22 protein-coding genes and 1 pseudogene are annotated in these 22,413 nt (G+C 39.4%); 11 read left to right on the forward strand and 12 right to left on the reverse strand.

Features of this window, described 5'->3' with window-relative positions:
• Positions 1-1,149: a DNA polymerase III subunit beta gene (gene dnaN / locus J678_RS20180; RefSeq protein WP_031956368.1), complete on the reverse strand. Its 1,149-nt coding sequence runs from the start codon at positions 1,147-1,149 to the stop codon at positions 1-3.
• A gap of 97 nt (positions 1,150-1,246) precedes the next feature.
• Complete coding sequence (gene dnaA / locus J678_RS20185) at positions 1,247-2,644, reverse strand: chromosomal replication initiator protein DnaA (protein ID WP_006582390.1); 1,398 nt, start codon at positions 2,642-2,644, stop codon at positions 1,247-1,249.
• 670 nt (positions 2,645-3,314) lie between these two features.
• Here dnaA and rpmH point away from each other — a divergent pair.
• From rpmH to mnmE, 5 genes are all read left to right on the forward strand, one after another.
• The gene (gene rpmH / locus J678_RS20190) at positions 3,315-3,449 is read left to right on the forward strand and encodes a 50S ribosomal protein L34 (protein WP_000831329.1); all 135 of its coding nucleotides are present in this window, start codon (positions 3,315-3,317) and stop codon (positions 3,447-3,449) included.
• Positions 3,450-3,479: 30 nt separating this feature from the next.
• Positions 3,480-3,872: a ribonuclease P protein component gene (gene rnpA, locus J678_RS20195; protein WP_004706196.1), complete on the forward strand. Its 393-nt coding sequence runs from the start codon at positions 3,480-3,482 to the stop codon at positions 3,870-3,872.
• A gap of 10 nt (positions 3,873-3,882) precedes the next feature.
• The gene (yidD, locus tag J678_RS20200) at positions 3,883-4,203 is read left to right on the forward strand and encodes a membrane protein insertion efficiency factor YidD (RefSeq protein WP_006582389.1); all 321 of its coding nucleotides are present in this window, start codon (positions 3,883-3,885) and stop codon (positions 4,201-4,203) included.
• Positions 4,204-4,208: 5 nt separating this feature from the next.
• On the forward strand, positions 4,209-5,969 hold the full coding sequence (yidC, locus tag J678_RS20205) for a membrane protein insertase YidC (protein ID WP_004711270.1): 1,761 nt from the start codon (positions 4,209-4,211) through the stop codon (positions 5,967-5,969).
• A 91-nt stretch (positions 5,970-6,060) separates the two neighbouring features.
• Positions 6,061-7,416 (forward strand): tRNA uridine-5-carboxymethylaminomethyl(34) synthesis GTPase MnmE, encoded by a 1,356-nt coding sequence (gene mnmE, locus J678_RS20210; protein ID WP_006582388.1) that lies wholly within the window; start codon positions 6,061-6,063, stop codon positions 7,414-7,416.
• Between the two features lie 50 nt (positions 7,417-7,466).
• Here the strand turns inward: mnmE and J678_RS20215 are convergent, their stop codons facing one another.
• Entirely contained in the window at positions 7,467-7,730 is a 264-nt protein-coding gene (locus tag J678_RS20215; RefSeq protein WP_002051959.1) for a metal/formaldehyde-sensitive transcriptional repressor, read from the reverse strand.
• 42 nt (positions 7,731-7,772) lie between these two features.
• On the opposite strand from J678_RS20215, the gene dmeF reads away from it, so the two are divergent.
• Together dmeF and J678_RS20225 are read left to right on the forward strand one after the other, a co-directional pair.
• Entirely contained in the window at positions 7,773-8,756 is a 984-nt protein-coding gene (dmeF, locus tag J678_RS20220) for a CDF family Co(II)/Ni(II) efflux transporter DmeF (protein ID WP_068791456.1), read from the forward strand.
• A gap of 94 nt (positions 8,757-8,850) precedes the next feature.
• Complete coding sequence (locus J678_RS20225) at positions 8,851-9,549, forward strand: DsbC family protein (RefSeq protein ID WP_004884261.1); 699 nt, start codon at positions 8,851-8,853, stop codon at positions 9,547-9,549.
• 46 nt (positions 9,550-9,595) lie between these two features.
• On the opposite strand, the gene J678_RS20230 is transcribed toward J678_RS20225, so the two are convergent.
• The 8 genes from J678_RS20230 to J678_RS20270 all read right to left on the reverse strand — a co-directional run bounded on the left by J678_RS20230 (position 9,596) and on the right by J678_RS20270 (position 17,097).
• Positions 9,596-9,847: a GlsB/YeaQ/YmgE family stress response membrane protein gene (locus J678_RS20230; RefSeq protein WP_000269732.1), complete on the reverse strand. Its 252-nt coding sequence runs from the start codon at positions 9,845-9,847 to the stop codon at positions 9,596-9,598.
• A gap of 172 nt (positions 9,848-10,019) precedes the next feature.
• Entirely contained in the window at positions 10,020-10,547 is a 528-nt protein-coding gene (gene hpt, locus J678_RS20235; protein ID WP_002051884.1) for a hypoxanthine phosphoribosyltransferase, read from the reverse strand.
• A gap of 214 nt (positions 10,548-10,761) precedes the next feature.
• Positions 10,762-12,087 (reverse strand): guanine deaminase, encoded by a 1,326-nt coding sequence (gene guaD, locus J678_RS20245; RefSeq protein WP_006582385.1) that lies wholly within the window; start codon positions 12,085-12,087, stop codon positions 10,762-10,764.
• A gap of 56 nt (positions 12,088-12,143) precedes the next feature.
• Positions 12,144-13,199, reverse strand: a complete 1,056-nt coding sequence (locus J678_RS20250) for an aromatic ring-hydroxylating oxygenase subunit alpha (protein WP_031956370.1) — start codon at positions 13,197-13,199, stop codon at positions 12,144-12,146.
• Positions 13,200-13,490: 291 nt separating this feature from the next.
• Positions 13,491-14,651 carry a glutathionylspermidine synthase family protein gene (locus J678_RS20255; protein ID WP_006582383.1) on the reverse strand — a complete coding sequence of 387 codons (1,161 nt, stop codon included), beginning with the start codon at positions 14,649-14,651 and terminating at the stop codon, positions 13,491-13,493.
• A gap of 21 nt (positions 14,652-14,672) precedes the next feature.
• A complete protein-coding gene (locus J678_RS20260) occupies positions 14,673-15,038 on the reverse strand; it encodes a hypothetical protein (RefSeq protein ID WP_006582382.1) in 366 nt (121 codons plus the stop codon).
• 188 nt (positions 15,039-15,226) lie between these two features.
• On the reverse strand, positions 15,227-16,183 hold the full coding sequence (locus J678_RS20265; RefSeq protein ID WP_006582381.1) for a TerC family protein: 957 nt from the start codon (positions 16,181-16,183) through the stop codon (positions 15,227-15,229).
• Positions 16,184-16,500: 317 nt separating this feature from the next.
• On the reverse strand, positions 16,501-17,097 hold the full coding sequence (locus J678_RS20270) for an undecaprenyl-diphosphatase (RefSeq protein WP_002051940.1): 597 nt from the start codon (positions 17,095-17,097) through the stop codon (positions 16,501-16,503).
• A 136-nt stretch (positions 17,098-17,233) separates the two neighbouring features.
• Here J678_RS20270 and J678_RS20275 point away from each other — a divergent pair.
• Positions 17,234-18,485 (forward strand): annotated as a pseudogene (locus tag J678_RS20275) (low temperature requirement protein A).
• A 70-nt stretch (positions 18,486-18,555) separates the two neighbouring features.
• Here J678_RS20275 and mpl read toward each other — a convergent pair.
• The gene (gene mpl / locus J678_RS20280) at positions 18,556-19,929 is read right to left on the reverse strand and encodes a UDP-N-acetylmuramate:L-alanyl-gamma-D-glutamyl-meso-diaminopimelate ligase (protein ID WP_032027473.1); all 1,374 of its coding nucleotides are present in this window, start codon (positions 19,927-19,929) and stop codon (positions 18,556-18,558) included.
• 241 nt (positions 19,930-20,170) lie between these two features.
• On the opposite strand from mpl, the gene J678_RS20285 reads away from it, so the two are divergent.
• The 3 genes from J678_RS20285 to J678_RS20295 all read left to right on the forward strand — a co-directional run bounded on the left by J678_RS20285 (position 20,171) and on the right by J678_RS20295 (position 22,360).
• Entirely contained in the window at positions 20,171-20,533 is a 363-nt protein-coding gene (locus tag J678_RS20285) for a DMT family protein (RefSeq protein ID WP_004711246.1), read from the forward strand.
• Between the two features lie 183 nt (positions 20,534-20,716).
• Positions 20,717-21,229 carry a 5-(carboxyamino)imidazole ribonucleotide mutase gene (gene purE / locus J678_RS20290; protein ID WP_000994663.1) on the forward strand — a complete coding sequence of 171 codons (513 nt, stop codon included), beginning with the start codon at positions 20,717-20,719 and terminating at the stop codon, positions 21,227-21,229.
• A gap of 9 nt (positions 21,230-21,238) precedes the next feature.
• Positions 21,239-22,360, forward strand: coding sequence for a 5-(carboxyamino)imidazole ribonucleotide synthase (locus J678_RS20295; RefSeq protein WP_002051942.1), 1,122 nt, complete (start codon positions 21,239-21,241; stop codon positions 22,358-22,360).
• Positions 22,361-22,413: the final 53 nt, after the last annotated feature.

The raw sequence follows: 22,413 nt of genomic DNA on the forward strand, positions 1-22,413 counted from the left end.
TTAGACACGCATCGGCATAACAACATAAGTCTGGTCAGGATGAGCAGGATCTTGTACTAATACTGACTGGTTCGCTTCAGTCATGCTCATATTTACATCATCGCCATCTAATACACCCAACACATCAAGTAAATATTGAGCATTAAATGACATTTCTAATGGCGTATTTTGATATTGGATTGCTAAATCCTCAATCGCTTCATCTTGTTCAGGGTTATTTGCACGAAGCTGTAAAGAATCCTGATTAAAGTTTAAGAACACACCACGTAATTTCTCATTACTTAAAATTGCGACACGTTGTAATGATTGTTTAAATACGTCATGACCAATCAAAACATGTTTATCGCCACCACGTGGAATCACACGGCGGTAGTCTGGGAATTTCCCATCAATCAATTTTGTCGTAAAACGAACTGTAATATCACTTTGTTCTTTATCACGGCTTGGCGTATTAATCGTTACATTTAATAATTCACGACCAATAAGCAAAGTGAGTTGCTCATCTTCAATACTAAGTAAGCGTTGTAGTTCACCAACAGCTTTACGAGGCACAATTGCTTGTACTAATTGAGACGAACTAGAAGAGGCCAAAATTTCACATAGGGCAAGACGGTGGCCATCAGTTGTGACTGCACGCAATTGATTTTCATCAATTTCTAACAAAGTACCAGTTAAATAAAAACGTACATCTTGTACAGCCATTGCAAAAGCAGTTTTTTCAAATAAACGCTTTAGTTTACGTTGAGTCACCTGTACTTGCGTACCTTGGCTATTTTCAGTATTTAACAACGGGTAATCTTCTGCTGGTAAAGTACCTAATACAAAACGGCTATTACCAGACTTTAAAATACATCTTTGATCTTCAGTAATTTGTAAATCAATCAATGCAGCGGTAGGCAAAGATTTACAAATGTCCATTAACTTACGAGCAGGAACAGTCGTTTCACCTGCTTCAAGACACGCCCCTTCTGATAAAGCAGTGCTCGCCACCAGTTCAACTTCTAAATCCGAACCAGTAATGGTGAGCGCTTGACCATTAGTCTGAATTTTGACGTTTGAAAGAATATTCAAGGTATGACGACGTTCTACCGCACCGACAACATGCGATAAAACATTGAGTAAACTTTCTTTAGCGATTTTCAAACGCACGATTCATTCCTCTAGCAACTTGGAGCAAACATTTCATTTTTTAGCTGTGTACTATGCTGCACTTATGGAGACTTTGCAACAACGTCTTATGATTTCATTAACTCTGAAGAAGACGTAGTAAATTCTTATAATCTTCGTCAAAGATAGGATCTTCTTCCCGCAAACTGACCACTTTTTCACAAGCATGCATCACGGTACTATGGTCTCGCCCACCAAAAGCCATTCCAATTTCCGGAAAACTATCACCAGTCAACTCACGGGCAAGCCCCATTGCCAATTGGCGTGGTCGAGCATAAATTCGTGTCCGTTTTGGACCTACCAGTTCTTTTAGAGGAATACGGAAATATTCACTCACTACACGTTGGATATTTTCCACACTGATTGTACGAGCACGGATTGCCAATACATCTTTTAAAGACTCTCGCACAACATCAAGGTCGATTGGAGCACCTTTAAAACGTGAAATTGCGACAACTTTATTAAGAGCACCTTCAAGTTCACGTACGTTTGCTACCACTTGTTGTGCAATAAATAATGCGCAGTTTCTAGGCAAATCAACGCCACTATTCTCAGCTTTTTTAAGTAGAATTTCGATTCGGGTTTCAATATCTGGTGGCTCAACACCTACTGATAGTCCCCATGAAAAACGAGAAACCAATCGTGGATCAAGTTCTGTTAATTCTTTAGGATATCGATCAGACGTTAAAATAATTTGTTTAGATTCATCAAGTAAGGCGTTAAATGTATAAAAGAATTCAACAAGACTAGCTTCTTTACCAGCCAAAAGGTGAATATCATCCACTAATAACAAATCTAAAGAACGACAATTTTTCTTAAACTCTTCAACCTTTCCTTTTTGTAATGAACTCACAAAATCTTGTACAAAACTTTCCGAAGTCATATACATGACTCTCGCATTCGGCTTAGCTTGCAGTAAAGCATTACCAACCGCTTGCATTAAGTGAGTTTTACCAAGACCCGTTGGACCATATAAAAACAAAGGGTTATGTTGAGAAGCACCTAATTGTGTTAATACTTTTCTACAAGTTTCCGCTGCCATTTGGTTAGAACGGCCTTCAACAAATAGCGAAAAAGTAAATTGTGGGTTTAATAGTTTCTTTTTTGAAGTTTTCGAACTAACTACAGGGTTAGCAACAGGTTCTGGTTCTCTTTTAACCTTAGTAGGTTGTGAAACTGGTGCACTTTGTAAAGCAGCTGTAGTTGTTGCTGGTTGTTCATTAGAAGACAAAATACTACCAGGACGCGAATCGACCAAGATTTCAACCTGACGTACACGTCCCTCAGACAATTGTTCCGCCAATATAGATATTAACTCTAAATGATTCTCTTGAATATAACGTGTCCAATAAGGATTAGGGGCATATAGACGTAGGATACCCTCTACTTCTTCAGCTACTAAAGGGCGAATCCACATCGCAAAGACGTTATCAGAGAGCTCTTGTCGCAAGCGAGTTAAGCAGTCTGTCCAAAGCATGTGTATCCCCTATGTCTGCGTTTTAAATTCAAATCATTTAAAGATTAACCCTTCCTGATGAGAAGGGGTCGCCATTCTACCCAAGTTATCCACATCTGTCATGACGAATTCGGTTGATTTTGACTAAAAAGAAATCTCTTGTGAATAAATTTAAATTCAAAACCAATTGTGTATAACTTTTTGCACATCCTGTGGATAAATTATCACATAAACTTATCCACAATCTATAAAGATAATAAAAACAGAGTTATCAACAGTTCAAATATATGTTTTTTAAATTTAAAACCATCGAATCCACAGAAAAAGTCCACACTAATAAGAATAAATTTAAATTTTAAAATTTGAATTTATTTAATAGGGTCACTCCCAATTGTGGATAACTAAAAAATATGAATTTAAATTCAAATATACCAAATCCAAACTCATTTCACATCAAGGTTTGTTGATAAGTATGTAAATAAGAAGTGTATATCTTAAAAGTCATAATAAAAATAAACAATTACTTTGTGTATAACTTTTAAATGATAAAAATTGACTTAATATAAAGAGAGGATGAAGAACTAAAAATTTGACTTAAATACAAAACTTTCTCTGTTTATCATTGACAGAGTAAACATTGCACAATAAAATCGCGGACCTTTATAGAAAGATCATTTTTGGGAGTTTCGATATGAAACGTACTTTCCAACCATCTGAATTAAAGCGTAAACGCGTTCATGGTTTCCGTGCTCGTATGGCAACTAAAGCTGGTCGTCAAGTATTAGCTCGTCGTCGTGCAAAAGGTCGTCATAGCTTAACTGTTTAATTACTGTTACGCTGACCAGACTTGGGTGTGATGGCACTTTACAGTTTTAGCACAGATCGTCGTGTACGCTGTGCTGCAGATTATAAAAGTGTATTTGATGGTGCGCTTTTTAAAGTGCATCAACCCCATTTTTTATTTCTTGCAAAATTCACCGAACAGCCTAATAGCCGTTTGGGTATTGTTGTTGCTAAGAAAAAAGTGCGCCGTGCGCATGAAAGAAATCGAATAAAGCGTCTTGCTCGTGAGAGCTTTCGTCTAAATCAGCCGAAATTTGGGTTAGACATAGATGTTGTTGTAATGCCTAAAGTTGGTATAGAAACGATTACGAACGCTGAGCTATATCAACAATTAGATTTTGCTTGGCAAAAATTACAACGCTTGGCAAAAAAACATTCTAAAGTTGTCCCAACCTCGCAAAATTAAGAGATGACCAATGGTTCGTATTTTGCGTTGGTTCATTCGACTGTATCAAATTGCGATTAGTCCGCTTCTTGGACCCCGTTGTCGTTATATCCCAACTTGTTCCCAATATGCGATAGAAGCATTACAAACTCATGGTGCAATCAAAGGCGTTTGGCTATCTTCTAAACGTATTTGCAGTTGTCATCCATGGGGAGGCTCCGGATATGATCCGGTACCGCCAAAAGCAATTCGTTTTATTTCGTTTCATCAAATAGATTCTCAAACGCATCATGTTGCTGTACCCTTTCGTGATCGTTTAATGAAGCAAAATCTCTCTAACCATTTGGGGTAATAGATATGCAACAATGGGCCAGGTTTGCAATTCTCGGGGCCATGTTTGTCACCGCATATTTGCTCATTTTGGCTTGGCAAAAAGATTATGGAAATGCTGCAACTGCACCGCAACAACAAGCGGCGGCTGTAAGTTCACATGAAATATCTGCTGATTTGCCAAATGCTAAAACTGCAACAGTGGCTTCCGATGTGCCACAAGCAAATATTGCGCAGTCACAAACCACAGATGCGACAGCACCTGTGAATCAACAGCTTATTTCAGTACAAACTGACCTTTATCATCTTTGGATTAATCCAAAAGGTGGTGATATTGTTCGTATTGAATTACTCTCTCACGACAAAAGCAAAGACAGTAATCAACCTTTTGTTATGCTTGAAAATGATGCCAAGCGTACATATGTTGCTCAGTCTGGCTTAATTGGTTTGAATGGACCAGATAGTAGTCGTGGTGGTCGTCCGTTATATGCGGTTGAAAAAACATCATATACTTTGGCTGATGCTAAGGGTGTGCAGGATCAAAAGGGACAGTCTGAAAAAGTTTTAAGCGTACCAATGGTATTTAAAACACCAGAAGGCGTTGAAATTATTAAAACTTTCACCTTTACCCAAGGTCAATACCCGATTGTTGTAAGCCATCAAGTGATTAACCGTAGCCAACAAAACTGGCAAGGTCAGATGTTTGGACAGTTAAAGCGTGATAACTCTGAGGATCCTGGTAAGTCTTCTCAAGGTATTTTCACTCTAGGGACGTTCTTAGGGGGAGCTTGGGGTACGCCTGATTCACACTATAACAAGCTTAAGTTTGCTAATTTCTCAGAAGAAAAATTAAATGCTGATGCTAAAGGTGGGTGGGTTGCGATTGTTCAGCACTATTTTGTAAGTGCTTGGATTCCAGGAAACCTTAAACTGACTCAAGCAAATGGTCAGCCTTATGTTGCTAAGCTTGAATCACGTCAGTCTGCGGATCATATGAATATTATTGGCTTTACTTCGCCAGTAATTAATGTTCCAGCTGGCACTTCAATGGAAGTAGATGCAAAGCTTTATTCAGGTCCTAAAGTACAATCTGAATTAAAAGATTTAGCTGTCGGTCTGAACCAGACTGTGGACTATGGTTGGTTATGGCCAATTGCGAAGTTATTGTTCTTAGGTCTTCAATTCTTCCATAGCATTGTAGGCAACTGGGGATGGTCAATCATCTTACTTACCATTATGGTGAAGATGATTTTATGGCCTTTATCTTCAAAAAGTTATCGTTCTATGGCGAAAATGCGTGTGATTGCACCAGAAATGCAACGCATGAAAGAAGAGTTCGGTGAAGACCGTATGCGCTTCTCGCAAGAAATGATGGCGCTTTATAAACGTGAACAAGTGAACCCATTGTCTGGTTGTTTGCCGTTATTGCTACAAATGCCAATTTTCCTTGCGTTGTACTGGGTACTCATGGAAAGTGTGGAATTACGTCATGCACCATGGTTAGGCTGGATTCAAGACTTATCTGCAATGGATCCTTGGTTCATCTTGCCGTTAATTATGGGTGCGACAATGTTTGCTCAGCAAATGTTGAACCCGCAACCAGCTGATCCAATGCAAGCGAAAGTATTCCGCATTATGCCGATTATGTTCACGGTATTTATGTTGTTCTTCCCTGCGGGTCTAGTGTTGTACTGGATTGTGAACAACAGTATTACCATTTTACAGCAATGGTTTATTAACAAGAGTGTTGAGAAAAGTCGTCTAAACAAGACGGAATCAGCATCTTAATCGTTGAACTTTTGCTGAATCAATCCGCTTAAGATGGTAATCTTAAGCGGATTTTTCTTTGGCTGTATTTTAGGTTTTTTAGGTGAATAATATGCAAAGTCAAACCACAATTGCTGCAATTGCAACGCCACCAGGGCGTGGCGGAGTGGGCGTGATTCGCTTATCTGGACCTAAGGCTTATGATATTGCTCAAAAACTGACACAAAAAAACTTGCCTGAAGCGCGTATGGCAGGTTTTCGTAAGTTTTATGATGCTGATGGAAGCATTATGGATGAAGGCATTGTCCTATGCTTTCCAAATCCGCATTCGTTTACTGGTGAAGATGTTGTCGAGTTACAGGGGCACGGCGGTCCAGTCATTCAAAATGCTCTCCTTGGCCGTCTATTCGAGCTGGGTGCGATTGCTGCAAAAGCTGGGGAATTCTCCATGCGAGCTTTTGAAAATGGCAAAATGGATTTGGTACAAGCGGAAGCTATTGCCGATTTAATTGATGCCACCTCTCAAGCTGCGGCTCGTTCGGCAGTTCGTTCTCTGCAAGGTGCATTTTCAACAAAAATTAATACAGTTTTAGAAAAACTGATTCATTTACGTTTGCACGTAGAAGCTGCGATTGATTTTCCAGAAGAAGAAATTGATTTTTTGGCTGATGGCAAAATTTTAGCTTTACTGGAAGATGTTCAACAGTCGGTGCATGCCGTTCAAACTTCTGCACGACAAGGGCAATTACTCCGTGAAGGTCTACAGGTTGTGATTGCGGGTAAACCAAATGCGGGTAAATCGAGCTTGTTAAATGCGCTTGCTGGTGTAGAACGAGCGATTGTAACGGACATTGCTGGTACGACTCGTGATGTTTTGCATGAAAAAATTAGCTTAAATGGTTTACCAATTACCTTGACTGATACAGCAGGTCTTCGTGAAACGGGAGATGTGGTCGAGAAAGAAGGTATTCGCCGTGCAATCAAAGAAATTGAGCAGGCCGATCTGCTGTTATTGGTCTACGATTTAAATCAAGGTGATGACCCATTACAACTCGCTCAAGAATACTTTGCTGAACATATTGAACCGCGTCGTCTCATGTTAATCGGCAATAAATGTGATTTAACTGGTCAATCTGCCGAAATAGGTGATTATCAAGGATTCCGTCATATTACAGTTTCAGCAAAACAAGAGATGGGTGTACAAGGCCTCGTAGATGCGATTACAGCGCATGCAGGCTTTCACCCTGAGGAAGATACATTTATTGCGAGAACTCGTCATTTAGACGCAATGAAGCGCACTCAGCTCTATTTGGCAGAGGCACGTGAGCAACTTGTTGTATTTAACGCTGGTGAACTTGTTGCTGAATCACTACGTCTTGCTCAAAATGCTTTAGGTGAAATTACTGGAGACTTTAGTGCCGATGATCTATTAGGCAAAATCTTCGGTTCGTTCTGCATTGGAAAATAATTTTAAATAATCTGGATGATACGTATTGTTGTGTCATCCAGAACTTTCTTTTAGCCATATCTTTTTAAAACTTTTAAAAATTCTTCTAGCTCATTTTGATCGATTTCTGCACCTTTAAGCACATGATGATGTAAGTGCTGTTCCATTAATTCACTCATTAAACCGTTTATAGCACCTTTTATGGCTGCAACTTGCTGCAAAATGTCGATACATGAAGATTCTGCTTGTTCTATCGCATTTTCAATGCTGTTGATTTGTCCTTTTAACCGTTTTACACGATTAAGAATTTTTTTATCCTGACCAATGTGACTCATCTGTTTTCTCTTGTAGAATTTAATATACTGGTAGGGAGTATATTGGATTTAAATTTTATGCAGGATCATAGTGTATCACGTCATCATCAACATCAGTTTGATGAAGGAAATCCCTTAGCACAAAAACGGATTTTGATTGCAACCATTTTAACGGCTTCCATGATGGTTTTAGAGATATTTGGAGGGTGGTTTTTTAACTCGATGGCACTTTTGGCTGACGGCTGGCATATGAGCTCACATATGTTGGCGCTCGGTTTAGCCTATTTTGCATATCGCGCAGCTCAACATTATTCAAAAGACCATCGTTTTAGTTTTGGGACGTGGAAGATTGAGATTTTAGCCGGCTATAGCAGTGCAATTTTGCTTATGGTTGTCGCTATTATTATGGCTTTTCAGTCATTTCAACGTTTATTGAATCCAGTTGAGATTTTTTATAATGAAGCTATTCCAATTGCAATTTTAGGTTTAGTTATTAACTTGATTTGTGCTTGGTTACTTCATGATGATGGTCACCATCACCATCACCATCACCATCACCATCACGAGCATGGCCATGGGCATCATCACCATGATTTAAACCAAAAAGCTGCGTTTTTACATGTAGTTGCAGATGCAGTGACTTCTGTTTTTGCAATTGTAGCGCTTTTCGCAGGTAAATATTTTGGATGGGATTTTTTAGATGCACTTTTAGGAATTTTAGGTGCTATTTTAGTTGCAAAGTGGTCTTTTGGTTTAATGAAAGAGACAGGAAAAACCCTTCTAGATGCTGAAATGGACCATCCTGTAGTTGAAGAAATTCGGGAAGTAATAGCTGAATTTCCGAAACATGTGGAAATTACAGATATTCATGTCTGGAAAGTCGCAAAAGGTAAATTTTCTTGTATTTTAGCGCTAGAAACTGATGATATTTCTTTGAATGCAGACCAGATTCGTCATGCTTTATCGATTCATGATGAAATCGTGCATATATCGGTAGAAATTAATACTTTAAAACCTATTTATGTTCCACGTGAAACATTAGCATAACTGGGTAGAAGTTTGGTTATATCTCGGTAATCAGTTCTGTTTTCATTAACGGAACTGACTAAAATGTTTACTCTCTTGTCCTCGAGTCGGTTTTATGCTTAAAAAATTAGGAATATTGGCATTATTTAGTCTAACAACAAGTTTGAGTTTCGCTAATGTAGATACAGTTCGGGAAAATATTAAAAAACAATATCCTAATTTAAAAATTAGCAATATTCAGAAAACCGAAATGCCTGGGTTATATAGCGCTAATCTCGATCAACAAATCATTTATCTTGGGGAAGATGGTCAGCATATGCTGGTAGGCTCCATGATCCGCTTAAAGGACCAGAAAAATTTAACCAAAGACTTAGTTCTAGGACAAAACTCAATTGATTGGAAGCAATTACCTTTAAAAGATGCCATTAAAACGGTCAAAGGTAATGGTCAGCATGTTTTAGCTGTATTTTCTGATCCGAATTGCCCTTACTGTAAAAAACTTGAACCTGAACTTGATAAACTTAAAGATGTAACAATTTACACGTTTATTTACCCTTTAAAACCTCAGTCTATTGTGGTTTCGAGACAAGTTTGGTGTGCACCGAGCCAGTCATACTCTTGGAAGAAACTGATTGAACAAGGTGTAAAACCAACAGTTGCGAGCTGCGCAAACCCAATTGATCGGAACTTGGAACTTGGAAGAAAATTAGGTTTTAATGCTACTCCTACCCTAATTTTTGCAAACGGTTTTAAACTAGTAGGTGCAAGGTCTGCTGAAGAAATTCAGGAAGTTTGGAAAGAGCTAGGCCTGTAAATAAAAAAAGCACCATTAGGTGCTTTTTTTATGAATGAACTTAAGTTTAGCTTTTTCGTGCAATCAAGTTGTAAATAAACAAAATGATGACTGCACCAATTACGGAAGCGATAAAGCCCGCAGCTGAATTTTCTCCGTAAAGACCAAGTAAACGACCACCATAAGTGGCTAAAAGTGAACCTGCGATACCAATTAAAGTAGTAACGATAAAACCTGCTTTATCATCACCAGGATGTAAAGCACGTGCAATTAAGCCTGCGAAGAAACCAACCACAATAGCAACAATAAGTGACCACATATTTGTTCTCCAGTTGTTTTTTTGATGAAGTTAATGATTTTGCTTCATATTCTATCGTGCGACAGAGCCAACTGTTTTGTCTGTAGCAGATTGCGACTTTTTGTGTCTTTTTTGTTCAAAGCTAAAACGTTATATAAAAAAATAGCACCTTATGGTGCCATTTTTATGAAATTTATAAACCAATCTCACCAATAAATGGCAAGTGACGATATTTCTGGTCGTAGTCTAAGCCATAGCCTACAATAAACCGATCTTCAACTTCAAAACCTAAAAACTTAACTTCGAGATCAATTTCACGGCGTGATGGTTTACTCACTAATGTGCATAATTGAATCGAATTTGGTTCGCGAGTTTGCAACATTTCCACAACTTTGCTTAAGGTGTTGCCAGAGTCAATAATATCTTCAACCACCAGCACATCTTTACCACGAATTTCACCGTCAAGATCTTTTAAGATTTTAACGTCTCGACTTGAAGTGGTACCGCCGCCGTAACTAGACACTGTCATGAAATCGAGTTCGTGCGGTTTGGTAATGGTACGGCATAAGTCTGCCATGAAAATAACAGAACCACGAAGTAGACCAATCAGAACCAATTCTTTGTCACTATTTGCATAATGAGAATTGATTTGCTCGCCGAGCTCTTTGACTTTTGCTTGAATTTCTTCGGTTGAAATCATGATGCTCATTGCAACAGTCATGGCAGATTCCTACAAGATATAAAAGAAAAAATAAAAAAGGTGTTGACCTGCAACACCTCGAAAATCTGAGTTAATGGTAAAATTTTAAAGCAAAATGACGTTTCATGCACCCTTTGATGGCTGTGAAATTTTATCATTTTGCGGATTATGTCGATCACGCTTTAACGCAATAACACATATTCCAAATAATAACAAAAACTTAACAATGCCTTTTTTATTTGGCTGTTTCTTTTTGATAAGCACGGTTTCCATAAATATAAGTCGCCTCAATATTACGGTCATCACCTAAAGTGAATAATGCAAACAGCGAATCTTCAACAGACTTAGATTTAGACTGGCGAAGTTCCTGTAATGCTGTTGGCTTTAGGTTGAGTACCACAAAGTCTGCTTCTTTACCGACGTTGAAGTTGCCTAACTGATCCTGCAAATCGAGTGCTTTTGCTCCGCCTAGGGTTGCATGATAAAGCGCTTCATAAGCTGAAAGTTTATCACCTTGTAATTGCTGAACCTTATAAGCCTCGTTAACAGTTTGCAGTAAGCTAAACGAAGTACCTGCACCAATGTCTGTCCCCAAACCTACTTTGACTTGCTTTTCCCAAGTTTTTTTCAATGGGAATAAACCACTACCTAAGAACAGGTTTGAAGTTGGGCAAAATGCGATAGCCGATTGTGTATCATGCATACATTGCCATTCTTCATCTTCTAAGTGAACACAATGCGCAAACACAGAACGTTTACCAGTTAGGTCATAGTGTTGATAAACATCTAAATAGCCAGCTTGTTCCGGAAATAAAGATTTCACCCAAGCGATTTCATCTTTGTTTTCACTTAAATGCGTATGGACATAAACATCTGGAAATTCTTGTTTTAGCTGCCCTGCTTTTTCTAACTGTTCAGGTGTAGAAGTCGGTGCAAATCGTGGCGTAATCGCATACAGAGCACGGCCTTTACCATGCCATTTTTCAATGAGTGCTTTAGTGTCGCTGTAAGCCGTTTCTGGCGTGTCACACAGCGCTTCAGGGGCATTACGGTCCATGAGTACCTTACCGGCAATTAAACGCATCTGAACGCGCTCTGCGGCTTCAAATAAGGCATCCACAGATTCGGGATGAACTGTACAGAAAACGAGGGCCGTGGTTGTACCGTGTTTTAAGAGTTCCTGAACAAAGAACTGGGCAATTTCACTTGCATATGTTTTGTCTTGAAACTGGATTTCGGTTGGGAATGTATACGTGTTGAGCCAGCTTAAAAGTTGCTCGCCGTAAGCTCCCACCATTTCGGTTTGCGGGAAGTGAATATGGGTATCAATAAAGCCGGGTACAATCAATTGTTCTGGATAATGTTGAACCTCAACTCCAGCAGATAGATGTTGTTGAGCATCTTCCCATGCACCAAACCATTTGATCTTTCCATGTTCACTAATCAATACACCATCTTCCAAATAACGTACTTGATTTGGAATATCAGTTGGCTCAGAGACAGTTTGTTGAATATCTAAAAAACGACCACGTACAACGGTGGTATTTGCGATCAATGACATGGATAGCCTATATATTTTCACTTTTTTCGATTGATTGTACCCCAGTTAGCCAAGATTTAAACGGTATAACGTTTACTTAGTCCCCATTCAGCCAAAATCCGTCGATAAGTCGTTGATGAACGGTCTGCTTCAAAATGTGCTTCCATCATTAGATCGAGCGGTAGTTCTTCTGGTTTTTGTGATTCGACCATGTCTTGGTCTTCGGCAAAAATTTGCGCATTAAATGCATATACTTTTTCTAAATCACCTGTTTGGTCAAAGTTACGTGTGAGTGGAACAAATAAACGGGTCTTATTACTTGAGATAGGACAACAGGTGTTCAAAATTTTTAAGACTCCACTTTCTGGGAAATCGACAGTAAGCACGGCAGAAAATGGCGGATAAACCTCAAAAGTACGCTTCCACAAAAAGCCTTCTGGTTCGAGATGTTTTAGCTCATGCGGATAATTACTGACATTGCTGATATAGACCGTTTTTAAGCCGTAGTTGGTACGTTCAGTGTGATATTTAGGGACGATGGGATTATCACGATTCGCAAAGGCGTTGTGATGCACCCATGCAAAATGAGCGACATCGATAAACCCTTCAAGCTGACGACCGCTAGAGCCACCAATATCCACAAAAGGTGGCAAAATTGCTTGATGCTCTGCATCATCCCAAGTATCTAATACAGGAATATTGGCTTGAGTAATATCACGACCATGAATACTGGTCCAAATGAGACCGTATCTTTGCACAACCGGAAATTTAGTTAGAGAAAAACGATCAGAAATTTTGGTTAGCTCAGGTTGAGTTGGTATTTGGGTACATTTCCCTTCGGTGTTGTAACGTAGACCGTGATAAGGACACACAATCTCCTCACCATCAACCCAACCTTTGGTTAAAGGCACGCCACGATGGGGACAAATATCTCGGACCAGATGAATTTCACCACTTTCTGTTTTGTAGAGTGCCATATTGACGTCTAGTAGTGTGACTCGTTGAGGCGCAGTAGAGACATCTTGAATACGCGCTACCGGATACCAATGGCTCGATAAAATTTCCCAATCTTTTGCATCAAAACTGCTGTTACACGGCATGGCAAGGGGCGTTAAAGTTGGAATCGCATTCATGGCATCACTCCTTAAAAAAATCAGGGCTCTCACGAGCCCCTAAAATCTAGGCTTTTTTCTTTTTTGGAGATGCAAAGAGCTTGCCAATATTGACTTTTAAGAAAATAAATTAGATAAAAATATTAAAATACATGAGGTTAATTAATATTGTTTTTGAATTTTTGTTCTAATTTAACTTTAAAAGCTAAAGTTTATTATTCGCTATGTACTTAGAATGCACTGATTGATTGCGTTGAGGGCACAATAAAAAAGCACCCAAAAAGTGCTTTTTTATATCTTTCTAGGTGTTTATTACTCGACAAAATAATGCGCTGCAAAATGGGCGTCATTACCAATAATGTCATAGCAATCTTCACGAATAGACATGCCGGCACATTGATGTCCGACCATCCATAAACCGAGTGTAGGCAGTTGTCCTGAAAATAATGGGGTATCGACCCATTTCTGTACGACATAACCATATTTGTCATAGTCATGAAAATAAAAGCTACCAGAAGCCGCGCCTTGGTCATGGCCGTCTTGTAAAACCCGAATATTGGCCCCTTCCCTTGCCAAAATCGGCTTTTTCACCCATTTGCCAGACAAAGCTTGTTGCGGGTTATAGGTATGGGATTCGACCAATAATGGATGGTTTGGATAACGCTTCCAAAGCTCAACCAAAATCGCTTTATTTGAAAGTAGCATTTTCCAGCAAGGTTCAATCCATTGTGTTTGTGGGTGAATATATTGAGAAAATGCTTCTTCCCAGATCCATTCCCATGGATAGAGTTTAAATATGTTTTGAATGGGCTGGTTATGGAGGTCAACAAAATCTTGCCCATTCCAGCCTATGTTCTCCATAGAAAGCTCGGAAACTTGTAGATGAGCTTGATAAGCGGTATCCATCAAGTACTCTAAATTGCCCCAGTCTTCCCTTCTCGCTTCCTGACTGGCAGCAAAATGCACGTGGCTACCACGCGGTAAAATTGTCTTCCAGCGTTTAATCAGGTCTTCATGAATGCTATTGAACTGGTCCCGGTTTGCAATGCCCGAGACTTGTTCTATCCACAGCCACTGCGCTACAGAAGCTTCAAGTAAGCCAGTCGGTGTGTCGGCGTTATATTCCAGCATTTTGATATTTCGCCCATCGTAAGCGAAATCAAAACGGCCATACAGCATCGGAGCATTTTGTTTCCATGAGTATTCAATATGGCTTATAGCGGTTTCGGGAATTTGAAAGTAAGCAGGATAGTCACCCCGTTGAATGAGATCTCTTACTATCGATAAACACATCTGATGCAGTTCATTTGCTGCATCTTCAAGTTGTTCAATCTGTTTAAGGGTAAACTCATACGCAACCCCTTCAGACCAGTAAATTGAGCCATCGAGAGAAGGTAAATTAAAATAATCGAAACCAATATTTTGATGCTCCACTTGCCAGTCTGGACGTGGAGTAAATATTTTTCTTTTCATATTCAGTGAATGCCTGAGGAGTTAGCCGCCGAAAGAGAAGCCGCTACGACCAAATCCCCCACGAATTGGGGATGAAGAAGATGCGCTTTTCGCCGTACTTGAAATAATGGGGTGACCTACACTCAAATTGCTGTAAGGATGTAAGGTATTTCCATGATAAGAAACTTCCCGATTATTTCGATAATACGCAGGACCTAAATAGCGGCTACCGACATAACTAGAACCATGTCCACTTGAGCTATTTTCTTGTTTACATGTTTCATTATTCCAGTCGCGAGCACAGTCATATTGGTTGTTATATACGTCTTGTACTAAAGGACCATCATTATGGCTACATGCCGTGAGTAATAAAGGGACCACGACAAGATTAATTTTTTTAGAACGCATGAGACTCCACACATTTTAATAAGTATGTTCGGCATGAAATACCGAATCGCTGTTATCTATTATGTTTCTGATTAGGAAAGATAAATTTTTAGTTGGCATATGATATTGATCTGTTTTTTTAAAGTACAGTCTCTTTTAAAAATTTAGATAACAAGGCATCTACACTTGAGATGCCTTGTTGTAATGAATTAAGACTGCAATTGTTTTTTGTTGTGTCGTAAAGAAAGGTAAGCAGTGATTGCTAACACTATGACAATAAAGCTTAACGAGATCCAGATTGGCATATGGAATACATCAAGCAACAACATTTTTGCACCAATGAACAATAAGATAATGCCTAAGCCATATGGCAAGTAATGCAGTTTAGAAGCAGCGCCAGCAAGTAAAAAGAACATTGCGCGTAAACCTAAAATTGCCATTAAATTCGCCGTTAAAACAATAAACGGATCACTAGTTACCGCGAAAATAGCAGGAATAGAATCTACTGCGAAAATCACATCTGAAGCTTCAACCAAAATCAAAACTAGAAATAACGGCGTTGCCCACAATAAACCATTTTGACGTACAAAGAATTTGTCACCTTCAAGCTGCGGCGTAATACGCATGTGCTTACGTAGCCATTTTAAAACTTTGATATCTTCGATATTGGTTTCTTCTTCTTGGCCTTTTAAGAATTTGAAACCTGTATATACCAAGAACGCACCAAAGATATAAAGCACCCAAGAGAACTCTTGAACGAACCATGCACCAATAAAAATAAAGAGAGTACGCAGTACGATTGCGCCTAATACGCCGTAGAGCAAAATTTTACGTTGTAGTGCCGCTGGAATAGCAAATGCCGCAAAAATCATTAACCAGACGAAAACGTTGTCAATCGCGAGGGACTTTTCAAGTAAGTAACCTGCAAAGTATTCCATGGTTTTTTGGTTTGCTAAGGTCACCCCAACCGTTTGTTGAAGATAAAGCCATAAACCGCCACCAAATAAGACCGCGACGCTTACCCACGCCACGCTCCAGTAAGCAGCTTGCTTAATTGAGACGTCTTGACCTTGTTTTTGCTTAAAGCCCAAGAAATCGATCAAAAGCATGACAATGACAATGCCAAAGAATGCTATGTACAGCCATAGATTGCCGATTGTTTCCATAAATCCTCCTCACATCCGGCAATTGGGCATAAAAAAACCTCGACCAGTTGCCAGATGAATTAAACATCTGTATCAACATGATCAAGGTCTTGCCTACATCATGAATTTCACGATGCTCAGATACCGACTTTTTAATAAAAGTGTATTGACGATATCTGACACATAACATTGCTGTTATGTTTGGAGGAGGCTACTCCCCTTGTCAAACTAAATTCTGTATTGGATAAAACCTATCCAATTTCACATAGAATGGCAGATTTTTTTGTATTACGCAACTGAACTTAATGTCGTAGTGTGAATACCAAAAGTTCTATGGGTTATTTAATCAAACCACGATCTAAAAGTGGTTTACATATAATCTGGTAAAGGTGAATAAAGAATGCGGTTAAACCTGTACCGTAAGCATTCCAAAAGTAATAACCGGCTGTATTGACCAATAGCGCGACAATAAAAGCACCCAACATATCTAAAGGGAAATGCACACCTAAATAAATACGTGACCATGCCACCACAAATGACAAAAATAAAAGAATCATTCCAATTATTTTGCGCTGAGCAAATAAATAAGATAGCGCGATGGTGCTAAAAATTAGCATATGATTACTTGGAAAAGATGCTGTTGGCGCATGTTCAATAAACGTGGTGCCTATACCCATCACAAACGGTCTTGGATGGTGATAAAACAAAGAAATAATATAACCCACTAAAAGTGATACACAGGTTAAAAAGACAGATTTAATGACCCTATTTTTTAAATCTTGATCGCCATAAAACCATAAAAATGTAAGTATGAATAAAAGAATATACAGGAGATCATTAGCAAAAAAGATAGCAAGACGAATGATAAATTGACTCGCATCCTGAGCACCATTGATGACATGGAATAAGCTAAGGTTGAGTGTTTCTAAAGACATTCATATTCCAAACGAGAACAAAAAACGTGGGCTATGATAAAGAATTAAGGCTATTGTCTTGATAAAGAATTGTCACAAAAATGAAATATAGTTTATTGATGAGTAAAGTTTAATCATCAGACCTGAATAATTTTTAATGCGTGATCTGGACGTTAATATTAAAGTGTTAACGTGTTGGCACTTTATTCGAGAATGTTAATTTTATGACTACTCAAGAAAAACAGAAAAAATTAAGTTTGAGGCCTTTATCTCCAAGAGATCCAAAACAGCCGCATAGAGCAGCGACTCCCCTTGAATTATTGTTCGATTTAATTTTTGTGGTTGCGATTGCCACAGCGGGTCAGCAGTTACATCATGCGATTATTGAAAATCATCTCTGGCATGCTCTGCCAAGCTACCTTATGGTATTTTTTGCGCTGTGGTGGGCATGGATGAATTTTTCATGGTTCGCTTCAGCTTACGATAATGATGACGCATTGTATCGGTGCCTTACCTTTGTACAGATTGTGGGTTCATTGGTCATGGCCGCAGGTATTCCTGATGTATTTCGTAGTCAGGACTTTGACATCATTATTGTAGGTTATGTGATTATGCGCTTGGCTTTAGTCACTCAGTGGCTTCGCGCAGCAAAACATGATCCTGAACGGCGAGTTACGGCTTACCGCTATGCGACCGGTATAGTCATAGTACAAATTGGTTGGCTTGTAGCTAACTTTGCTCATGTCCTTTCTATACCTCTATTTTTATGTCTGGTTGTGTTCGAGTTATTTGTTCCGATCTATGCGGAAAAACATTCGCCTACACCGTGGCATCCTCATCATATTGTAGAGCGCTATGCTCTCCTCACTATTATTGTTTTAGGCGAATCAATCGTAGGTAGTTTTAATGCCATACGTGATGCGCTTGCGGCTCAATCTATCAATATTCCAGCCGTTTTTTTAATGATTGGTGGATTGATGCTCATGTTTGCAATGTGGTGGGCTTACTTTGATCGTAGTGAACAACATCATCATTTTAAAGGTGTGCGTCCATTTGTATGGGGTTATGGCCATTATTTTGTCTTTGTGAGTATTGCTGCCGTAGGTGCTGCGCTTGCCGCCGCCGTGGATGTCACGACCCATCATGCACATATCTCTGATTTATATATGGGCGTAATTGTCGCAGTGAGTGTGGTGCTTTATACCACTTGTATATGGATGTTATACGAGTTTGAATGTTTAGCTGGAATTTCTAAATGGTTTTATCCTATTACTGCACTCATTATTTTATGTATTCCATTTATTTGTAATAACGTGGGGTATAGCGTGTTTGCGATGGGTATTGTTTATACGTTACGTTTATTCATCTCGAATAAATTTATAGAAGATATAGAGCCAAAGCAGGTTTAAAAACCATTAAACTAAAAAAACGGGTTTCAAACTGAAACCCGTTTTTTTATTAAATCATCTAGAGAGAAAGTTAAGCAGCTTTTGCTTTTAATGCGTTTATAATTTTTTGATGTAAGCCACCAAAGCCGCCATTAGACATAATCACAACAGCATCGCCCTCACCTGCTTCATTAACAATACGGTTAATAATTTCATCAAGTGAACGGCTGACTTGAGCGCGGTTTGAAGCAGCTTCAATCACTGGTTGCAAATCCCAGTCTAAACCTTCTGGCTGATACCAGATAACGTCATCTGCTAAGCGTGCTGAATGTGCCAAGCCATCTTTATGGCTACCCATGCGCATGGTATTTGAACGTGGCTCAATAATGGCCCATAAACGACGTTCGCCTAAACGTTTACGTGCGCCATCCAAAGTCGTATCAATTGCTGTTGGATGGTGAGCGAAGTCATCATAAACCTCAATACCATTCACTGTACCGAGTAACTCCATACGGCGTTTCACACCGCCAAAGTTAGATAAAGCGTCACAAGCCTTTTCAAGCGAAACACCCACATGTTGAGCGGCTGCAATGGTTGCCAAAGCATTTGCTACGCTGTGTTGCCCTGTCATGCTCCATTTCACTTCGCCAATGGCATGACCATTTTCGAGTACTTTAAAATGGCTGCCATCAATTGAAACTAATTCGGCAGACAAAGCAGCTTTTTCATTCGCTTCTAAACTTGTACGAATCACTGGCGTCCAGCAACCCATTTCAAGTACTTCATCAATATGAGTTTCAGTAATTGGCGCAATAATACGGCCTTCACTTGGAATGGTACGCACAAGATGATGGAACTGTTTTTGAATTGCTGCTAGGTCATCAAAAATATCGGCATGGTCAAATTCAAGGTTATTTAAAATCGCCGTTTTTGGATGATAATGAACAAACTTAGAACGTTTATCGAAGAAAGCTGAGTCATATTCGTCGGCTTCAACGCAGAAGTATTTGCCACCGCCTAAACGAGCACTTTCACTAAAACCAAGTGGCACACCACCAATTAAAAAGCCTGGGTTTAAACCAGCCTGATCAAGTACCCAAGCCAACATGGTTGTTGTGGTTGTTTTTCCATGAGTACCCGCCACCCCAAGGACATGTTTGCCTTGTAAAACGTGGTCAGCAAGGAACTGTGGACCAGAAATATATGGCAGGCCTTCATTGAGCATGTATTCCACGGCATCAATACCACGTTTCATAGCGTTGCCGACAATGACCAAATCTGGATGAGGCTGTAAATGACTACGGTCATAGCCTTGCATGAGTTCAATACCTGCATTTTCTAACTGGGTAGACATTGGCGGGGAAACGTTTGAATCGGAACCTGTTACCTTATGTCCTAAATCACGAGCTAAAAGTGCTAAAGAGCCCATAAAAGTGCCACAAATACCCAAGATATGCAGATGCATTGCTCGCCTTCTCCACTGCTTTTGTACACAGTATTAATGTGAATTACTGTGTTTTCATTATTGATAAATTTGCCAGCAACGATAGCAAGGCTCAACTGGAAAAGATAGTCAAAATTCGTTGTTGTTCTATGTGTTTGAGGCACTCATAAAAGTACAGCTTTATTTTTTAGATTTAAGCTGAATTATAGTTTTATCTTTTATAATGTTTTTGATCCATATTAATACTTAAATCATCGTGACGATGAAGGATGTGCCTTTGAGCCCAACGGTTTTAGCTTTTGTGCTATTAATTATTTCGAACTGTTTTATGACACTTGCATGGTATGGGCATCTTAAGTTTTTGCACCATGCTCCATTCTGGCAAGCGATTTTATTCGGTTGGATTATTGCCCTACTGGAATATAGTTTTATGATTCCAGCAACTCGAATCTTGAGTGATCAAAACTGGACTTTGGGTGAAATGAAAATTACCCAAGAAGTGGTTACCCTCATTGTATTTGTACCATTTATGGTGTTGCTGTTTAAGCAGCCGTTTAAATTAGACTATGTTTGGGCCATGTTATGCTTGTTTGGTTGTGTCTATTTTGTATTTAGAAGCCAGTAAAATTATTTGAAATTGGGTTTTCAGACAGATCGTTGTTAAATCCATCGGATTCACGCTTTTTCCTCATAAACTTGGGCTTTGGGGTGAGTGAAAAAACAGCTATAATATTGGCCTCATCTTTTTCTCTCATGCTTGGCTTGGTACAAGTCGAGTTTTTACCATTTTTACGCTTTGGAAATGCCAATGAACGCGGTCGCAACAGATACCCAACCTTTAGTCGGAATTATCATGGGTTCCCAGTCCGATTGGGCAACGCTTGAACATACTGCCAATATGCTTAAACAGCTTGGTGTCCCATTTGAAGCGGAAGTGGTATCTGCTCACCGTACTCCGGACCGTTTATTTGAATACGCAGAAACTGCGCGTGATCGTGGAATTCAAGTGATTATTGCAGGCGCTGGTGGCGCTGCGCATTTACCGGGTATGTGTGCGGCAAAAACTGACTTACCTGTGTTGGGTGTACCAGTTAAATCATCAATTTTAAATGGTGTAGATTCATTACTTTCAATCGTACAAATGCCAGCAGGTATCGCAGTCGGTACTTTGGCAATTGGCCCAGCTGGTGCGACTAATGCTGCGATTATGGCTGCTCAAATCTTAGGTTTAACTCGTCCTGAAATCGCAAAAAATGTTGCAGATTTCCGTGCTGCGCAAACTGATAAAGTTGCAAGCAACAATATTCCGGGACAGGTTTAAGAGGCTGAAATGGATAAAACTATCGGTATTTTTGGTGGTGGGCAATTGGGCCGTATGATGGCGCAAGCAGCGTTACCATTAAATATTCAATGTACTTTTTTTGAAGCAAATACAGATTGTCCAGCAGGTGTTTTAGGCCAAGTTTTTTCTAGCCAAGATGAACAAGGTTTAAAGCAGTTTATTGAAAGTGCTGATGTTTTCAGTCTTGAGTTTGAAAATACGCCGGTTGCGGACGTAGATGTTTTAACACAAACCAAAACATTGCACCCTCCCCGTATTGCTTTAGCGACTGCACAAAATCGTTTGTCAGAAAAAGCATTGTTTGATGAACTTGCGATTCCTGTTGCGCCGTATCGTGCTGTAGACAGCCTAGAAAGCTTAAAAAAAGCTGTTGCTGAGCTTGGTTTACCAATTGTGCTTAAGACAGCAACTGGTGGATATGACGGCAAAGGTCAGTTTGTACTTCGTTCAGAAGACCAAATTGATACAGCTTGGGCAGAGCTTGGTCCTGCAAAAAGCTTAGTTGCTGAAAGCTTTGTGAAGTTTTCTCGCGAAGTTTCGATTATTGCAGTACGTGGTCAAAATGGTGAAGTGAAGACTTGGCCATTGGCTGAAAACCACCATCACAATGGTATTTTGTCGCACTCAATCGTTCCTGCACCGAATAGTGAAGCTCTACAACCTGTTGCTCAAGACTACATTACGCGTTTGTTAAATCATCTCAACTATGTAGGTGTGCTAACTCTCGAGCTATTTGTGACAGAACAAGGCTTATGCGCGAATGAGATGGCACCACGTGTTCATAACTCAGGTCACTGGTCAATTGAAGGTGCTGTATGTTCACAGTTTGAAAACCATATTCGAGCTGTTGCAGGGTTACCATTAGGTTCAACAGACGTTGTTCGACCAACGGTCATGATCAATATTATTGGTCAGCATCCTAAAACTGAAGATGTTTTAGCACTAAATGGCGCTCATCTGCACCTTTATAACAAATCAGAACGTGCTGGCCGTAAGTTAGGCCACATTACCTTAATGCCTGTGGATAGTAATGAATTGACGAATTTATGCCGTCAATTAGCGAAAATTTTGCCAGAACCACTCGCATTAACAGCTGATATGACCATTTAATTCAGTTAAAATTTGCAAAAAAGCGATCTTCAGATCGCTTTTTTTATCTTTTA

The organism is Acinetobacter sp. 1424608 (assembly GCF_000588255.1).
GTDB lineage: Bacteria > Pseudomonadota > Gammaproteobacteria > Pseudomonadales > Moraxellaceae > Acinetobacter > Acinetobacter nosocomialis.